The sequence below is a fragment of the Caulobacter sp. DMC95 genome (genome assembly GCF_056313785.1).
Genome location: NZ_JBQUZP010000005.1, coordinates 15,039 through 29,405, shown reverse-complemented (window position 1 = coordinate 29,405; position 14,367 = coordinate 15,039). Strand labels below are relative to the sequence as shown.

11 protein-coding genes are annotated in these 14,367 nt (G+C 66.0%); 2 read left to right on the top strand and 9 right to left on the bottom strand.

Annotated elements, in window-relative coordinates; genetic code table 11:
- Nucleotides 1-62: 62 nt before the first annotated feature.
- The 9 genes from ACT53N_RS12880 to ACT53N_RS12840 form a co-directional block, all read right to left on the bottom strand.
- Nucleotides 63-1,181 carry a PepSY-associated TM helix domain-containing protein gene (locus ACT53N_RS12880; protein ID WP_476064275.1) on the bottom strand — a complete coding sequence of 373 codons (1,119 nt, stop codon included), beginning with the start codon at nucleotides 1,179-1,181 and terminating at the stop codon, nucleotides 63-65.
- A 2-nt stretch (nucleotides 1,182-1,183) separates the two neighbouring features.
- Nucleotides 1,184-3,217: a TonB-dependent receptor gene (locus ACT53N_RS12875; protein ID WP_476064274.1), complete on the bottom strand. Its 2,034-nt coding sequence runs from the start codon at nucleotides 3,215-3,217 to the stop codon at nucleotides 1,184-1,186.
- 82 nt (nucleotides 3,218-3,299) lie between these two features.
- Complete coding sequence (locus ACT53N_RS12870) at nucleotides 3,300-4,202, bottom strand: DJ-1/PfpI family protein (RefSeq protein WP_476064273.1); 903 nt, start codon at nucleotides 4,200-4,202, stop codon at nucleotides 3,300-3,302.
- Complete coding sequence (locus tag ACT53N_RS12865) at nucleotides 4,160-5,416, bottom strand: DJ-1/PfpI family protein (RefSeq protein ID WP_476064272.1); 1,257 nt, start codon at nucleotides 5,414-5,416, stop codon at nucleotides 4,160-4,162. The genes ACT53N_RS12870 and ACT53N_RS12865 overlap by 43 nt, the downstream gene beginning before the upstream one ends.
- 26 nt (nucleotides 5,417-5,442) lie before the next feature.
- Nucleotides 5,443-7,641, bottom strand: a complete 2,199-nt coding sequence (locus ACT53N_RS12860) for a TonB-dependent siderophore receptor (RefSeq protein WP_476064271.1) — start codon at nucleotides 7,639-7,641, stop codon at nucleotides 5,443-5,445.
- The gene (locus ACT53N_RS12855; RefSeq protein WP_476064270.1) at nucleotides 7,584-8,300 is read right to left on the bottom strand and encodes a superoxide dismutase; all 717 of its coding nucleotides are present in this window, start codon (nucleotides 8,298-8,300) and stop codon (nucleotides 7,584-7,586) included. Before ACT53N_RS12855 ends, ACT53N_RS12860 begins: the two co-directional genes overlap by 58 nt.
- A gap of 128 nt (nucleotides 8,301-8,428) precedes the next feature.
- Nucleotides 8,429-9,094 carry a GntR family transcriptional regulator gene (locus ACT53N_RS12850; RefSeq protein WP_476064269.1) on the bottom strand — a complete coding sequence of 222 codons (666 nt, stop codon included), beginning with the start codon at nucleotides 9,092-9,094 and terminating at the stop codon, nucleotides 8,429-8,431.
- Nucleotides 9,095-9,238: 144 nt separating this feature from the next.
- The gene (locus ACT53N_RS12845; RefSeq protein WP_476064268.1) at nucleotides 9,239-9,643 is read right to left on the bottom strand and encodes a DUF2946 family protein; all 405 of its coding nucleotides are present in this window, start codon (nucleotides 9,641-9,643) and stop codon (nucleotides 9,239-9,241) included.
- A 93-nt stretch (nucleotides 9,644-9,736) separates the two neighbouring features.
- Nucleotides 9,737-11,077: an MFS transporter gene (locus ACT53N_RS12840; protein WP_476064267.1), complete on the bottom strand. Its 1,341-nt coding sequence runs from the start codon at nucleotides 11,075-11,077 to the stop codon at nucleotides 9,737-9,739.
- A gap of 210 nt (nucleotides 11,078-11,287) precedes the next feature.
- Here ACT53N_RS12840 and cyoA point away from each other — a divergent pair, with 210 nt between their 5' ends.
- Nucleotides 11,288-12,349: a ubiquinol oxidase subunit II gene (gene cyoA / locus ACT53N_RS12835; protein ID WP_476064266.1), complete on the top strand. Its 1,062-nt coding sequence runs from the start codon at nucleotides 11,288-11,290 to the stop codon at nucleotides 12,347-12,349.
- 18 nt (nucleotides 12,350-12,367) lie between these two features.
- On the top strand, nucleotides 12,368-14,365 hold the full coding sequence (cyoB, locus tag ACT53N_RS12830; protein WP_476064265.1) for a cytochrome o ubiquinol oxidase subunit I: 1,998 nt from the start codon (nucleotides 12,368-12,370) through the stop codon (nucleotides 14,363-14,365).
- The last annotated feature ends 2 nt before the right edge of the window (nucleotides 14,366-14,367 follow it).

The following is a 14,367-nucleotide window of genomic DNA, read 5'->3' as shown; positions in this document are numbered from 1 at the left end:
GGAGGCGCGCCAACGTCAGCAACTGGCGCAGGATCGACACTAACTGTGATCAGACAACTTCCCTAGGGCTTCAACCGCCGCCGCCAGCGCATGAAACCGAGGACGAGCAGCGCGCTCGGCGCAAGGCCGATGAGCACGGCTAGAAGTCGCGCAGGAAGACCTCCAGCAGAGGCGTCGTGCAAGGGGTGGATCCAGTTCAGGAGCACGTCATGGGCGCCGGCTTGCCTGGCGTGGGTCACCGCAAGGACCTCGCCGGTGGCGGGGGCGATCCATAAGAAACTGTGCGGGAAACGGCGACTGGGATCGCCCGGCGTCTGCAAGCGTAGGCGATAGACGCCGCTGTCGAGCGATGGAGTCTCGATCCAGGCGAGGCGTGCGCCTGGGAGCGCGCCTTGGGCGATCGCCACGGCCCGATCGACCGAGATGCGCGTGGCGGGATCGAAGGTGATGGATTTGTCGATCGTCGGCGCGCCGGCAGGTGAGCCAAGCACGGGGCGAAGGGCGATCTCAGACTCCTTGGGCAGAGCCAGAAGCACGCCCGTCAGGGTCAGAAGCGCCAGGAGACCAAACGACCACAGTCCGGTCTGCTTGTGCCAATCGTATAGCTTTCGGAGCGGAGCGGCGTGCGGCTTGATCCGTAGAGCCTTGCGCCATCCGCCGCGTCGCGGCCACCAAGCGGTCAGGCCGGCGACCATCAGGACCAGCATGGCCAGTCCCGACCATCCCAGGATCACGCCGCCGGTCGCCTGCAGCAGCAGACGATGATGCAGATCATAGACCCACGTCATCGCGTACTCGCCCCAGTAGTCGCGTCGGACCACCCGCCCGCCGTCAGCGGAGAACCAGACCATCATCGGCGCAAAGTCGCGGTCGGCGCGTTCTGCTGGCTTGTAGTAGCGGGCCGGAATGTCGCCGCCCGCATCGGTCACCTCGAAGCGCCAGGGGCCAGCCTTGTCTGGATAGGTGGCGCGAGCCGTCTGGTAGACCTGCTCCCAAGACGGAGGCGGCGCGGCGCCCCGCAAACGGATCTCCGGATGCAGGGCGTCGTCGATCGCTGTGTAGAACACCAGAATCGAGCCGGTCAGTCCCACCACGGCGAACAGAACGCCGACCGACAAGCCCAGCCAGAGGTGGAGTTGTCGCGCGAACGCCCGAACCGAGGGTTTTGATCGGCTCGCCATGGCTAGTAGCGGACGCGCGCCGAGATGAACGCGGTTCGGCCATCGGCGGGGCTGTGCAGGGTCTGCGCGCCATCCCACCAGACGTACTCGCGATCGGCGTCCGTCAGGTTCTTGATCTGCAGCGAAAGCGCCAGACGCGGACTGACCTTGTAGGTGGCGTCGAGATCGACGGATACGTAGTCGCCAAAGCGACCGCGATTGTTGGTGGTCGTCAGCTCATAGGCGCTTTGGCCGGACGCCGAGGCGGAAAGGGTGAGCTTCTCCGTCGCGGTGAAGTCAACGCCGCCGGAGAACATCCGCGCGGGCACGTGGTCGATCTTGTTGCCCTTCAGAGCCGGCGTGGCCGGATCGGGCGTGCTGATCTTGGCGCTCTGCCAGGCCGCTGCGCCCCAGACCGACAGGCGCGACGTCAGCTTGGCGTCGATCTGGAGATCCACACCTTCGCGCTTGGTGGCGCCCAGGTTGTCGAAGTCACCGCTGGGATCGTTGAGCTTGCGCTTGAGCTCGCCCGTTGCTGTCTGGCCCCAGATCGCCAGACGGGCGGTCAGGCGGTCGGTCGGCGCGTAGCGGACGCCCGCTTCCCAGCCCTCGTTGATCGACGGGTCAAGATCAGTGACGCGGGGCGCGATCAGGTAGGCGCCCGAGCCCACGCCGACCTGGAAGCTCTTGCCCCAGTTGCCATACACGGTGACGCCCTGGGCCGGACGCACGGCCACGCTGAACTTCGGCTGTTGGATGGCACCGTAGTCATTGATGGGGGCGGCAACGCCCGTCAGGCGGTTCAGGAACTGACCATCCACCCAGTCGATGCGCCAGGCCGGCGTCAGGGTCAGCCACGCGGTCGGCTCGATCACGCTCTGGACATAGACGCCGCCGACTGTGAGCGAGAACTTCTGGTTACGGGTCTGACTGGAGACCACGCGCTCGACGGTGTTGAAACGCAGGGAGATGTTGTCCTGCCGCTGGACGTCGCCGCCGATCTCGAACACCAGACGCGACAGCGCGTCGACTTGGGGCTCGTAGCGCAGGGCGGTCATCGCGCCCCAGTGGTCTTCGTCGGCGTAGCGGCGCTGCTGGCTGGAGGTCGCCGAGAACTTCACATAGCGATCGTCGCGCAGCGTGTTCATGTAGACCGAGTTCGACCAGGACAGGGCCGAGGTCGGCGTCCAGTCCAGGTGCAGGCTGTACTGACCCATCTTTCGGGTGTCGCCATCGGTGCGGTTATAGGCGTTGGTCGATCGCGGTGCGCTCGCGGCCTGGGCGGCGGTCAGGTAGCCGGGCTCCTGGGCCGAGCCCTTGTAGTAGCGGACGATCAGGCCGGCGCGGAGGCTGTCGGTGGGGGCGTAAAACCACTTGCCGGCCAGGCTCAGGCGATCCAGTGCGCCATGCTCGCGATAGCCCTCGGCATCGCGATAGGCGACGAGGTAGTTCTGGCTGAACTTGCCTGTTTCATAGCCGGCGGAGACTTGGGTGTCGTAGGTCGCGTAGGAGCCTGTCAGGACCTTGGCGTCCAGATACGTGCCGCCGACCCGGGTCATGATGTTGGCCGAGCCCGCGATCGCGTGCAGACCATAGCGCGGATCGCTGGTGCCGCGCACCACCTCGACGCCCGCAATGTCCAGCGGGAACACCATGTCGAGATAGGGCATGTTGCCGTCGTTGCCGTTCGACGGAACGCCATCGATCAGCAGCTTCACCGCATTGATCTCGCCTTCGCCGTTGAAGCCGCGGAACGAGAACTTGCCGCTGGTGGTGCCTTGGTTGAAGTCGGTGACCAGAACGCCCGGCATCTTGCCGATCAGCTCCCAGGCGTAGTCGACATTGGCGGCTTGCGCGACGTCGCCGCCCAGACGGTCCACCGAGGTCAGCAGGGACTTCGCTGAGCCAGCGGCGCCGGCGGCGCTAATCTGAACCTCGCCGACGGTGAAGGCGACGCCGTCCTGCGAGGCCCTGGCGCTGGGTTGAGCGTCCTCGGCGAAGGCCGGAGCCGCCAGGGCCAGAGATGCGGACGCCAACAGCGCGATGCGAAAAGACATAGAAAGATACCTTGTGGATTAGGCGAGACTCAGAAACCGCCCGAGATCGAGCGGTGTATTCGGAAAGCGTTTGGCGCTTGGGTTAGAGCGGCTTGAGCTTGTCCACTTCGGCCCGGAAGGCGGTGAACATGTCGCTCATCGGACCGCCGACGGCTGGATCGGTATTGGCCAGCGTGCCGCCCGGGAAGGGCGGTGCGGGGCTGTACTCCGCCTGAAGCATCAGGGCCGCAGCGTAGGGGCGTCCGCGCAGGATTTCGACCACGGCCAAGCCCAGATCCAGTCCGGCCGAAACCCCGGCCCCGGTGATGATCTTCCCGTCGCGAACGACGCGCTGGTCGACCGGAGTCGCGCCGAACCTGGAGAGCTGGTCGCGCGCCACCCAGTGCGAGGTCGCGCGTCGGCCCTTCAGAAGTCCCGCCGCGCCCAGGATCACCGAGCCGGTGCAGACGCTGGTCACGCACTGGGCGCGCGCAGCGCGATCCGCGAGGAAGGCCAGGGTGGCCGGGTCGGAGGCCGCACCGATCGTGCCGTGGGTTCCGCCTGGGCAGAACAGCAAGGTGAGGTCGGCCGGACAGTCGGCCAGTGTCGTGGTCGGCGCGATGGCGAGTCCCAGATCGCTCGCCACCGGCGCCAGGCTGGCCTGGTTGGTCACGAGATGCACCTTCGCGCCCATCATGCAGGCGAAGAAATAGTGCGGGCCGACAAGGTCCAGCGCCGTGAACCCCGGATAGAGCAGCATGGCGACCTGTTCGTCGCCGTGCATGCGCAGGCCCGGAACCTGCATCAGCCGTTCGTGGGCTTCAGCCGAGGCTGCGACGGGGTCCTGCTGCGCGGCCACGGCGGCGGCGGCGGACTCCAGGGTCAGGAAGGGCGCCAGGGCGGCCATCCCGGTCAATCCGCCCAGCAGGGCGCGGCGATCTGTTTGCATGGCTGTTGCTCCGCTTAGGGTTTGGCGAACGGGTCGCGATTGGGATCGTCGCGCCACTCGTATTCGAGGCTTCGGGCCAGGGCCTGGGCGTCGGCCTTGGTGGTCAGGCGGGCGATCAAGCCCAGCGCCATGTCGGTTCCGGCCGATACGCCCGAGGAGGTGAAGTACTTGCCGTCCTCCACCCAGCGGGCGCTCTTCATCCACGTCACAGAGGGGTCCTGATCGACCGCGAGCGAGAAGAACGCCTTGTTGCTGGTCGCCTTGCGGCCCTTGAGCAGGCCTGCCTTGGCCAGCAACGCCGATCCTGTGCAGGCCGAGGTCGTGAACTCGGTCTCAGCGTCGCGCGCCTTGAGGAAGGCCATCAAGGCCGGGTTCTCCAGCTGGCCATAGGTGCCTGCGCCGCCGGGCACCATCATGATCGCCAGCTTGGGCGCGGTGGCGAAACTGTAGTCAGTTTGCACCACGGCCCCCTGGGCCGAGCGCACGGGACCGCCGTCCTGGGAAATCATCACGACCTCCAGGCCCGGGGTGTTGGCCCACATCTCGACGGGGCCAAACACGTCCAACACTTCGAAGCCGGCATAGAGCACGATCCCGACCGTGCGGGTCTGAATCTCGGCGGGCTTTGCGGCCGCTGGCGGCGCGGCGGTTTTGGCTGGCCGGATGCTTGGATCGAGCGCCGCGCGCAGGTACGCCGCCCGGCCGTCCTTGATCGTCGCCGCGTATTCGTCGCGGTTCGAGACACCGTCTCCATCGGCGTCGCCGTCGGCGGCCAGATAGGGCGTCAGGGCGCGCGCCAGCGCATAGTCGCCCTTCATTGGCGCGCCAAAGGCGCCGGCCATGGTGTTGAAGGCGAGGTAGGAGTGCTCGCCCAGCAGAGCGTAGCCCGCAGCAACCTGGGGCGCAGAGGGCCAGGTCTTGGTCAGGCGTGCGAGGTCTGCTCCCGCGCTGGCCATGGCCTGATCGTAGGCCGCGACCAGCCTGGCGCGATCAAGGCCGCCCTTGGCCTCAAGATGGCTGTCGGGATCATTGAGGATCGCCGCCGCCAGGGCCATCTCGTCGGCGTCGAGCAAGCCGTTGGCCTTGCCCTTGGCGCCTTGGTTGCCGTCGACCTTCTCAGGCTTGAACTTCAGGCCACGAAGGGCGGCGTCGAAGTCGATGCCAGAGGCGGCCGGCGTCTGGGCTGGAGATGGCGTGGCCATCCCCAGCACCATGACCGCAGCAAGCGATCCAAGGAGGCCGCGCCACAGGGGCGATTGAAACGTCGTCATGGTTTGGCCTCCCCGGCGTCTTGGCTTTAGAAAGCCGTTCGCAGGCTGACGAACGCCGAACGGGGTTGGGTCGGGATCACATAGGGGCCGCCGAAGTACTGGTAGGGCTCGAAGCCCTTACGGCCGGACAGATTGACCACTGACAAGCCGATACGGACGACGCCCAGGTCGTACGAGGCCTGAGCGTCGATCAGGGCCAGACCCTTTGCAGCGACGGTGTTGGGCAAGGTCAGTTCGCGGCTGGACGTGGCGGTCAGGCCGCCGCCGATGCGCAGGCCCTTCAGGTCGCCGGCCAGGAAGCGATAGTTGGCGGCCAGGCGCCCCGAATGCTCAGGAACAGCGCGCAGGCGGTCGCCGACCGGCAAGGTGTTGTCCTTGCTGATCTCCGCTTTGGTGTAGGCGTAGTTGAACAGCACCGAGAGGGCCGGCGTGGGCTCGTACACCAGATCGGTCTCGACGCCCTTGGAGCGCTGTTCGCCGGTCTGCACCGAGATGAACGGGATCGTCGGGTGCGCGGTGATCACGTTCTGGCGGGTGATCTGGTAGAGCGAGACCGTGCCGGTGAGCCCCTTGATGGGGGCGGCGAACTTCAGGCCGCCCTCATAGGACTGGGACGTCTCCGGCTTGGGGGTGATGCCGTAGAAACCGCCCGCGACCACGCCCTTGAATCCCTCGGCGTAGCCGGCGAAAGCCGAGACGCCCTTGCCGATCCGATAGGTGACGCCGATGCGCGGCGTCAGGCGCTTGTCGGTGTCGGCCGTGGCGGCGCCGACGTTGCTTTGGATCTTCAGCGTCGTCCAGCGCAGACCAGCCGTGATGTCGAGGCGCTCGCCAATGGCGATCTGGTCCTGCACGAACACCGCCGTCGTGCGCATGCGGTCGTTCTGGTCGAAGAAGAACGGCGGATTGCCGCCAAAGGCGGCGTACGGGCGCGCGGCGGCGTAGTCCAGCGTCGCCCAGACCGGGTTGAAGTACATCGCCCCGAAGTAGCGCGTCTTGTCATAGTCAGCGCCGATCAGGATCTGATGACGGACAAGGCCTTCACCCAGACGCGCGGTCAGGCTGCCGGTTGCGTAGGTCTCGGTCGTGTCCGAGGGCAGATAGGCCGTGCCGAAGTTGTAGACCGAGCCAGAGATCTGGCCATAGGGGAAGGAGGAGTACTCCTTGAACGCGCCCTCGTAGCGGCTGGCCGTGAAGTTGGCCTCGACCTTGTCGGAGACCTTGTGCGTCAGGTTGGCGGTCAGCTGCTTGTTGGTGATCCGCGTGCGCGGGGCGTCCAGCGCGCCCGCGAAGGTGTAGCGGTCGATGACCAGCGACGGCGCGAAGGTCAACGATGCCGGCACGCCGGCATATTCGCGCTGTTCAAGATGGTTGTAGCGGCCACGAACGACCAGGCGCGTCTTGTCGCTCAGCTCGACGGCCAGGGTCGGGAAGATCGCGTAGCGCCGGCTGTCGATATGGTCGATGTAGCTGTCGGCCTTCTCGGTCATGCCGGCGATGCGCAGCCCGACCTTGTCATTGACCGGCAGGTTGATCGCCGCGTCGGCCCCCAGGGTGTTGAAGCTGCCGGCGCGCAGGGCGACCGTGCCGCCGAAGGTTTCGCCCGGATCCTGGGAGACGACGTTGATGATCCCCGAGAGCGGGGCGCCCGAACCGCCGCCATAGAGCGTGCTGGTCGGACCCTTGGCCACTTCGATGCGCTCGACATTGACCAGAGTGGCAGGGTCGGCGACACCGGCCGGCAGCTGGTAGGTCGGCGCGCCGTCGAAATAGTAGCTGACCGGGAAGCCACGGATGATGGGCGGCTGCAGCACGGTCTGTTCGGTGCTGGTCGGGGTGACGCCCGAGACATTGACCAGGGCGCCCGACAGGGTTTGCAGCGCCTGGTCTTCAATGAGCCCTCGGGTCAGGGTCTGGATCGATTGCGGGATCTCCTCGACCGGGGTCGCGGTCCGCGTGGCGCTCAGCGCGCTGGGCGCGGTGAAGCTGCCCTTCGGGCTGGTGATCACAACCTCGCTGACCCAGCTGGAGGGTGAGGTCTGCGCCAGGCCAAGTGACGGCGCCCCGATCACAGCGATGGCGCTACCGAGAAAGAGTGCGGTTTTCATGGTGTTCAAGCGCCCCCGGCGCAGCTTCTGAGAGACAGGTGTTGGAGGGAGTGGCGCGCTTAGCGCGCGGCGGCTTCGAACAAGGCGTTGGCCTTGTGCCAGTTCACGACCTGCCACCAGCCGCCGAGATAGGCGCCGCGGTTGTTCTGGTGTTTCAGGTAGTAGGCGTGTTCCCAGACATCATTGGCCAGGATCGGCGCGCCCTTGACCGGCGCATCGTCCATCAGCGGATTGTCCTGGTTCGGCGTGCTGACGACGCGGAGCTTTCCCTCGCTCCAGATCAGCCAGGCCCAGCCCGAGCCGAAGCGCTGCAGGCCAGCCGTCTCGAACGCCTTCTTGAAGGCGTCCAGGCCGCCGAGGTCCTTGTCGATCTGGGCGAGCAGCTTCTGAGACGGCGCGCCGCCCGTGCCCGGCGCCGTCATCAAGCCCCAGAAGAGCGTGTGATTGTAGTGGCCGCCGGCGTTATTGCGCACGACCGGCGGATGCCGCGAGACCTCCGACAGGATCGTGTCCAGCGACTTGCCCTGCAGGGCGGGGGTAGCGGCCACGGCGCCGTTCAGCGCGTTCACATAGGCCTGATGATGGCGCCCGTGGTGGATGCGCATGGTCTCGGCGTCGATCACCGGCGAAAGGGCTTCATAGGCGTAGGGCAGGGGCGCCAGCGCGAATGCGGGTTGCGGCGCGGCGGCGACCTGCGGCGCTGTCGAGGTCTGGGCCAGAACCGGGGTGGTGATCCCAAGCGCCGAGATTGCGATGGCGGTCAGCAAACGTTGCATGAGGGGCTCCCTGTGCGGTGAAGAAGGCTTTGGCGTCGCGAACCTCCGACAAGGCTCGCGACGCCTGGACGGCGCTCGGCCGGTGCGGGGGGAAATCGCCACGCCGCAACACCGTCCACGACCGGGCGCTAGGCGCCCGTCGTTCCGTTGGCGGCTTGGTCTGGCAAAAGGCTGGCGACCAGCGACTGCATGGCCTGGATGTTTTCGCCCAACAGCAGGGCCGAACACTCAAGGTCGCCCGCCGCGACGGCGTCAAAGAGGCCTTGATAGCGCCCGAGCCAGGCCTCGCGTTCGAGGACGGGGAGCTCGCTCGCCAGGTAGATACGATCGACCGCGTTGCGCAGGTTCTGCACCGTCATCAGGGTCAGGTCACGGTCGGCCGGCGCGTAGAGCGCGGCGTAGTAGCGACGGTCAGCCGCGATCCAGGCGCGAGGGCCTTCGTCGTCTTCGAGCTCTAGCATCACCGCCCTGACCGCGCGCAGGCTTTTGGGGGTGTGTTGGCCGATCGACCGAGCCAGCATGTCGCTTTCCAGGAGGCGACGCAGGTCGAAGATCTCAAGGCAACGCGCAACGCTCGGGGTGGAAACGAACGCCGCGCGGTTGGGCGAGATCTCGATCAGGCCTTCGGACTCAAGCTTGGCCAGCGCGTGGAAGACCGGGATGCGGCTGACGCCCAGTTCGGCGGCGACGGCTTCCTGGCGCAGAAGCGTGCCTGGGCGGAGCAGGCCTTGAACGATCTGGTCGCGAAGATGCACGGCGACCGCAGCGGCTGCGTTGGGGGCTGAGCGGATCATGCGCGCGGCCCCTTTGCGATGAGGACGGCATGAGGCGGGCGCGCCGGAACAGGTCCGGACTGGGAGCGCAGGGAGGGCATGGGGCTATCCGATGTGATCTGACGGGGGCGCGCGACGCCGCGAACGGCGCGCACGAGCGACGGGTCAGATTGCGGTCGGAGGGCCTGTTTGGGGGGGCGGCCGCGCGCGCAGCGGCAGGGTCATGACCCGCCCGAGGACCGGGCCGAGGGTCTCGGCGGCGATCAGGCCTGCGGTCTGCAGGAAAAGGCTTGGCGTTACGGGCGGGGCGACATGGATGAGCCCGGCGAAACCGCAGTCGGTTTTGGTCTTATGGTCGCCGCCCTCAGTTGGCGCGCTCGCGTCAGGAGCGCCTGCGGGCGCGGTGATGACTTTCGCGCCGCCGCTGGAGCAGATGACCATGGTCGGCGCGCCGTCCTGGCCAAAGACGGGCATGTAGCCGATCGGAATCAGGACGCGCAGGCAGACCGCCACGAGGGCGAACGCCATCGCAAGATCGGTCCACAGAGGCTTATGTGCGGCCTTGTCCACGTACGTCTCGTAGCGCTCCTGACCTAGCGGGCCAAGATCGATTCCAGTCCGCTACGAATGTATTCGTGCATACAGAACGGGTGGAGCGCGCGCCTAGCAGTGCGTCTGACGACGTCGACGCGTGCGGTCGATGGTCAGCGCCAGCAGCGTCGCAAGGGCGCCCGACGCGAGATACAGCCCAATCGCCGGCAGCCCCCAAAGGGAGGCCAGCCCGAGCGCCGCCAACGGCGCAAAGCCTGCGCCGATCAGCCACGAGAGGTCTGAGGTCAAGGCCGCGCCGGTGTAGCGATAGCGCTTGGAGAAGCCCGAACTCACCGCGCCGGCGGCTTGACCAAAGGACAGGCCCAGGATCGCAAAGCCGATGACCACATAGGCCGTTTGTCCGGCAGCGCCGCCGTCCAACAGGCGCGGCGCCAGCAGGCTGAACGCGCCGATCAGCAGGGCCGACAGGGCGAGCTGGTTCTGCCGCGTGATCCGGTCGGCGATCCAGCCCGAGGCCAGGATGCCGCCGACGCCCACCAAAGCGCCAAACAGCTCAATGCGTAGGAAGTTGAGCGCCTGCTGCGCATCACCGTGCAGCACCACCCACGACAGCGGAAACACGGTGACGAGGTGGAACATGGCGAAGGTGGCCAGCGGTGCGAACGCGCCGATCAGCACATTGCCGCCTTCGGCGCGCAGCAAGCTGGCGACGCGTGTCGGGCGCAGCTCGCGCTTCTCGAACAGCGCCCCGAATTCTTCGGTGGCGACAATGCGAAGTCGGGCGAACAGCGCCACGACATTGATCGCGAAGGCGGCGAAGAACGGATAGCGCCAGCCCCAATCGAGGAAGTCGGCCGGCGCCAGGGTGGCGACAAAATAGGCGAACAGACCGCTGGCCAGCATGAAGCCGAACGGCGCGCCCAGTTGCGGAAGCATCGCATACCAGCCGCGCTTGTTCTCAGGCGCATTGAGCGCCAGCAGGGAGGCCATGCCGTCCCAGGCGCCGGCCAGGGCCAGACCCTGGCCGATCCGGCAGGCGGCCAGAGCCCAGATGGCGATCGGGCCGACGGCGGCGAAGCTGGGCAGCATGCTGATGACGGCGGTGGAGCCGCCCAGCAGGAAGAGCGCGATCGTCAGCTTCACGCCTCGCCCATAGCGCTGGTCGATGGCGCCAAAGATCACGGAGCCGAAAGGACGGGCGATGAAGGCCAGGGCAAACAGGCCAAAGGCCAGCATCACCCCGGTCAGCCGGTCGACAAATGGAAAGACCAGTTGGGGGAACACCAGCACCGAAGCGATGGCGTAGACGAAGAAGTCGAAGAACTCCGACGTTCGGCCGATCACGACACCCAGAGCGATCTCGCCGGGACGCACGCCCTTGTCATCGGCGTGCAGGCTCCGCGCATCACGCTCGAGGCCTGAGGATGTTGGTAACGCCAGTTCGCTCGCCATCAGCAGCCCTGTCCTTGTCTTTCGTTTCCGCCCGGTCGATGCATGCCGCCTTGTCGGCGATCTGAATGCGAGCATGCGACGAGGCAGGACCGATAGGCAAACGCCTTCGTCGGCGTTTCGCCGCCAACCGATCAATTTGGCGAGAGCGCATTGACCTAGGACAAACCGTCCAATGTCGCGCTGCAGCGCGGTGGCGTATCGCGCGCCATCATGCGTCTCAGCTTCAGCTCCCCCCTGTCGTCACGCGCTCTCAAGTCGTTGTTGCTCATGCCCGCTGTGCTGGCTTTGGGCGGTTGCGACTGGGTGGTGATGAATCCATCCGGCGACATCGCCGCCCAGCAGCGCGACCTGATCATCCTGGCCACCGTGCTGATGTTGCTGATCATCGTTCCGGTGATCGTTCTGACCCTGTTCTTCGCGTGGAAGTACAGGTCGTCGAACGAGGAGGCGACCTACGCCCCTGACTGGCATCACTCGACGCGTCTTGAGATCATCATCTGGGCCGCGCCGCTGATCATCATCACCATCCTGGGAGCGGTGACCTGGAGCAGTACGCACCTTCTTGATCCCTACCGCCCGCTGGACCGGATCGCTCCGGGGCGCTCGGCCCAGAACATCAAGCCCCTGAAGGTCCAGGTCGTCGCGCTGGATTGGAAGTGGCTGTTCATCTACCCGGAGCTGGGGATCGCCACGGTCAACGAAATGGCCGCGCCGGTCGATCGCCCGCTAAACTTCGAGCTGACCAGCTCGTCGGTGATGAACTCGTTCTACGTGCCGGCTCTCGCTGGTCAGATCTACGCCATGCCCGGCATGAAGACCAAGCTTCACGCGGTCATCAACAAGCCTGGCCAGTTCGAGGGGTTCTCGGCGAACTACAGCGGCGACGGCTTCTCGCACATGCGGTTCAAGTTCCACGGCATGAGCGAGGCCGACTTCAAGCGCTGGGCCGACGGTGTCCGGGCCGGCTCGGGTCGCCTGGACCGCAGCCGCTATCTGGACCTGGAACGCCCTAGCGAAAAGCAACCCGTCCTGCGCTTCGCCTCGGTCGACTCGGGCCTGTTTGGCGCGGCGGTCAATCGGTGCGTTGAGCCAGGCAAGATGTGTCACCACGACATGGCGGCGATCGACGCCCGGGGCGGTCTTGGCATGGCCGGCGTCTACAACGTGACAACCCTTGAATACGACAAGCGCACCCGACGGGGCGAGGGCGGCGGCTTCCGCTCGTTCGTCGCCGCCCTTTGCGCGCCCATCACCGGCGCCTCGGCCCGCTGATCCATCGAAGGCCACCTCATGTCCCCGGACCTCGTCAAATTCATCTTCGGCCGTCTCACCTGGGACGCAATCCCGCTGCACGAACCGATCCTGATCGTCACCTTCGCGATGGTCGCGCTGGGCGGTCTGACCGTGCTGGCCCTGCTGACCCGCTACAAGCTGTGGGGCTATCTGTGGCGCGAGTGGCTGACCAGCGTCGACCACAAGAAGATCGGGGTGATGTACATCATCCTGGCGATCATCATGCTGCTGCGCGGCTTCGCCGACGCCCTGATGATGCGCGCCCAACAGGCGATGGCGTTCGGAGACGCCGCCGGCTACCTGCCGCCAGACCACTACGACCAGATCTTCACCGCCCACGGCGTGATCATGATCTTCTTCGTGGCCATGCCGCTGGTCACGGGCCTGATGAACCTGGTGGTGCCGCTGCAGATCGGCGCGCGCGACGTGTCGTTCCCGTTCCTGAACAACTTCAGCTTCTGGATGACGGTCGGCGGCGCGGTGCTGGTGATGGCGTCGCTGTTCGTGGGCGAGTTCGCGCGCACGGGATGGCTGGCCTATCCGCCCCTGTCGAACATCGCCTACAGTCCAGGCGTCGGGGTCGACTACTATATCTGGGCGCTACAGATCGCCGGGGTCGGCACCCTGCTATCCGGGATCAATCTGGTCGTGACCATCGTGAAGATGCGCGCCCCGGGCATGAGCCTGATGAAGATGCCGGTCTTCACCTGGACGGCGCTTTGCACCAACGTGCTGATCGTCGCGGCTTTCCCGATCCTGACCGCCGTCCTGGGTCTGCTGTCGGCCGACCGCTATCTGGGCACCAACTTCTTCACGAACGACTTCGGCGGCAACCCGATGATGTACGTGAACCTGATCTGGATCTGGGGTCACCCCGAGGTCTACATCCTGATCCTGCCGGCCTTCGGCGTGTTCTCCGAGGTCGTCTCGACCTTCTGCCGCAAGCGGCTGTTCGGCTACAGCTCGATGGTCTACGCGACCGTGGTCATCACGCTGCTGTCCTACATCGTCTGGCTGCACCACTTCTTCACGATGGGCTCGGGCGCATCGGTGAATGCGTTCTTCGGCATCACCACCATGATCATCTCGATCCCGACAGGGGCGAAGATCTTCAACTGGCTGTTCACGATGTACCGGGGTCGCATCCGGTTCGAGGTGCCGATGCTGTGGACGATCGGCTTCATGGTCACCTTCGTGATCGGTGGCATGACCGGCGTTCTTCTGGCCGTCCCGCCCGCCGACTTCGTCCTGCACAACAGCCTGTTCCTGATCGCCCACTTCCACAATGTGATCATCGGCGGTGTCGTGTTCGGCATGTTCGCCGGCATCGTCTACTGGTTCCCCAAGGCGTTCGGTTTCCGCCTGGATCCGTTTTGGGGAAAGCTGTCGTTCTGGTTCTGGCTGAGCGGTTTCTACTTCGCCTTCATGCCGCTCTATGTGTTGGGCCTGATGGGCGTGACGCGCCGCGTCAGCCACTTCGAGGACCCGTCCCTGCAGATCTGGTTCGTCATCGCCGCCTTCGGCGCGGTGCTGATCCTGCTTGGCATCATCGCCTTCATCGTCCAGATCGTGGTCAGCATTCGCAATCGCGAGGCGCTGCGCGACGAGACGGGCGACCCTTGGGACGGCCGCACCCTGGAGTGGTCGACCTCGTCGCCGCCGCCGGCCTATAACTTCGCCTTCACGCCCGTCGTCCATCAGCTCGACGCTTGGTGGGACATGAAGCAGCGCGGCTATGTGCGCCCGACCAGTGGTTTCATCCCGATCCACATGCCGGCCAATACCTGGGCGGGCGTGGTGCTCGCGGGGCTGAGCGTGGCCTGCGGCTTTGCGATGATCTGGCACATCTGGTGGCTGGCGGTCTTGAGTTTCGTCGCCCTGGTCGGCGCTGCGATCTTCCACACCTTCAACTTCAAGCGTGACTATTACGTCCCGGCTGAGGAGGTCGTTCGCGTCGAGGACGCGCGCACCGAAGCCCTGCGGAGCCTGACCTGATC

What these genes read in the sequence shown, in the direction of transcription:
- ACT53N_RS12875 (WP_476064274.1), bottom strand. Translation starts at nt 3,217, where the DNA reads ATGTCTTTTCGCATCGCGCTGTTGGCGTCCGCATCTCTGGCCCTGGCG.
- cyoA (WP_476064266.1), top strand. Translation starts at nt 11,288, where the DNA reads ATGCGTCTCAGCTTCAGCTCCCCCCTGTCGTCACGCGCTCTCAAGTCG.
- ACT53N_RS12840 (WP_476064267.1), bottom strand. Translation starts at nt 11,077, where the DNA reads ATGGCGAGCGAACTGGCGTTACCAACATCCTCAGGCCTCGAGCGTGAT.
- ACT53N_RS12855 (WP_476064270.1), bottom strand. Translation starts at nt 8,300, where the DNA reads ATGCAACGTTTGCTGACCGCCATCGCAATCTCGGCGCTTGGGATCACC.
- ACT53N_RS12865 (WP_476064272.1), bottom strand. Translation starts at nt 5,416, where the DNA reads ATGACGACGTTTCAATCGCCCCTGTGGCGCGGCCTCCTTGGATCGCTT.
- ACT53N_RS12850 (WP_476064269.1), bottom strand. Translation starts at nt 9,094, where the DNA reads ATGATCCGCTCAGCCCCCAACGCAGCCGCTGCGGTCGCCGTGCATCTT.
- ACT53N_RS12880 (WP_476064275.1), bottom strand. Translation starts at nt 1,181, where the DNA reads ATGGCGAGCCGATCAAAACCCTCGGTTCGGGCGTTCGCGCGACAACTC.
- cyoB (WP_476064265.1), top strand. Translation starts at nt 12,368, where the DNA reads ATGTCCCCGGACCTCGTCAAATTCATCTTCGGCCGTCTCACCTGGGAC.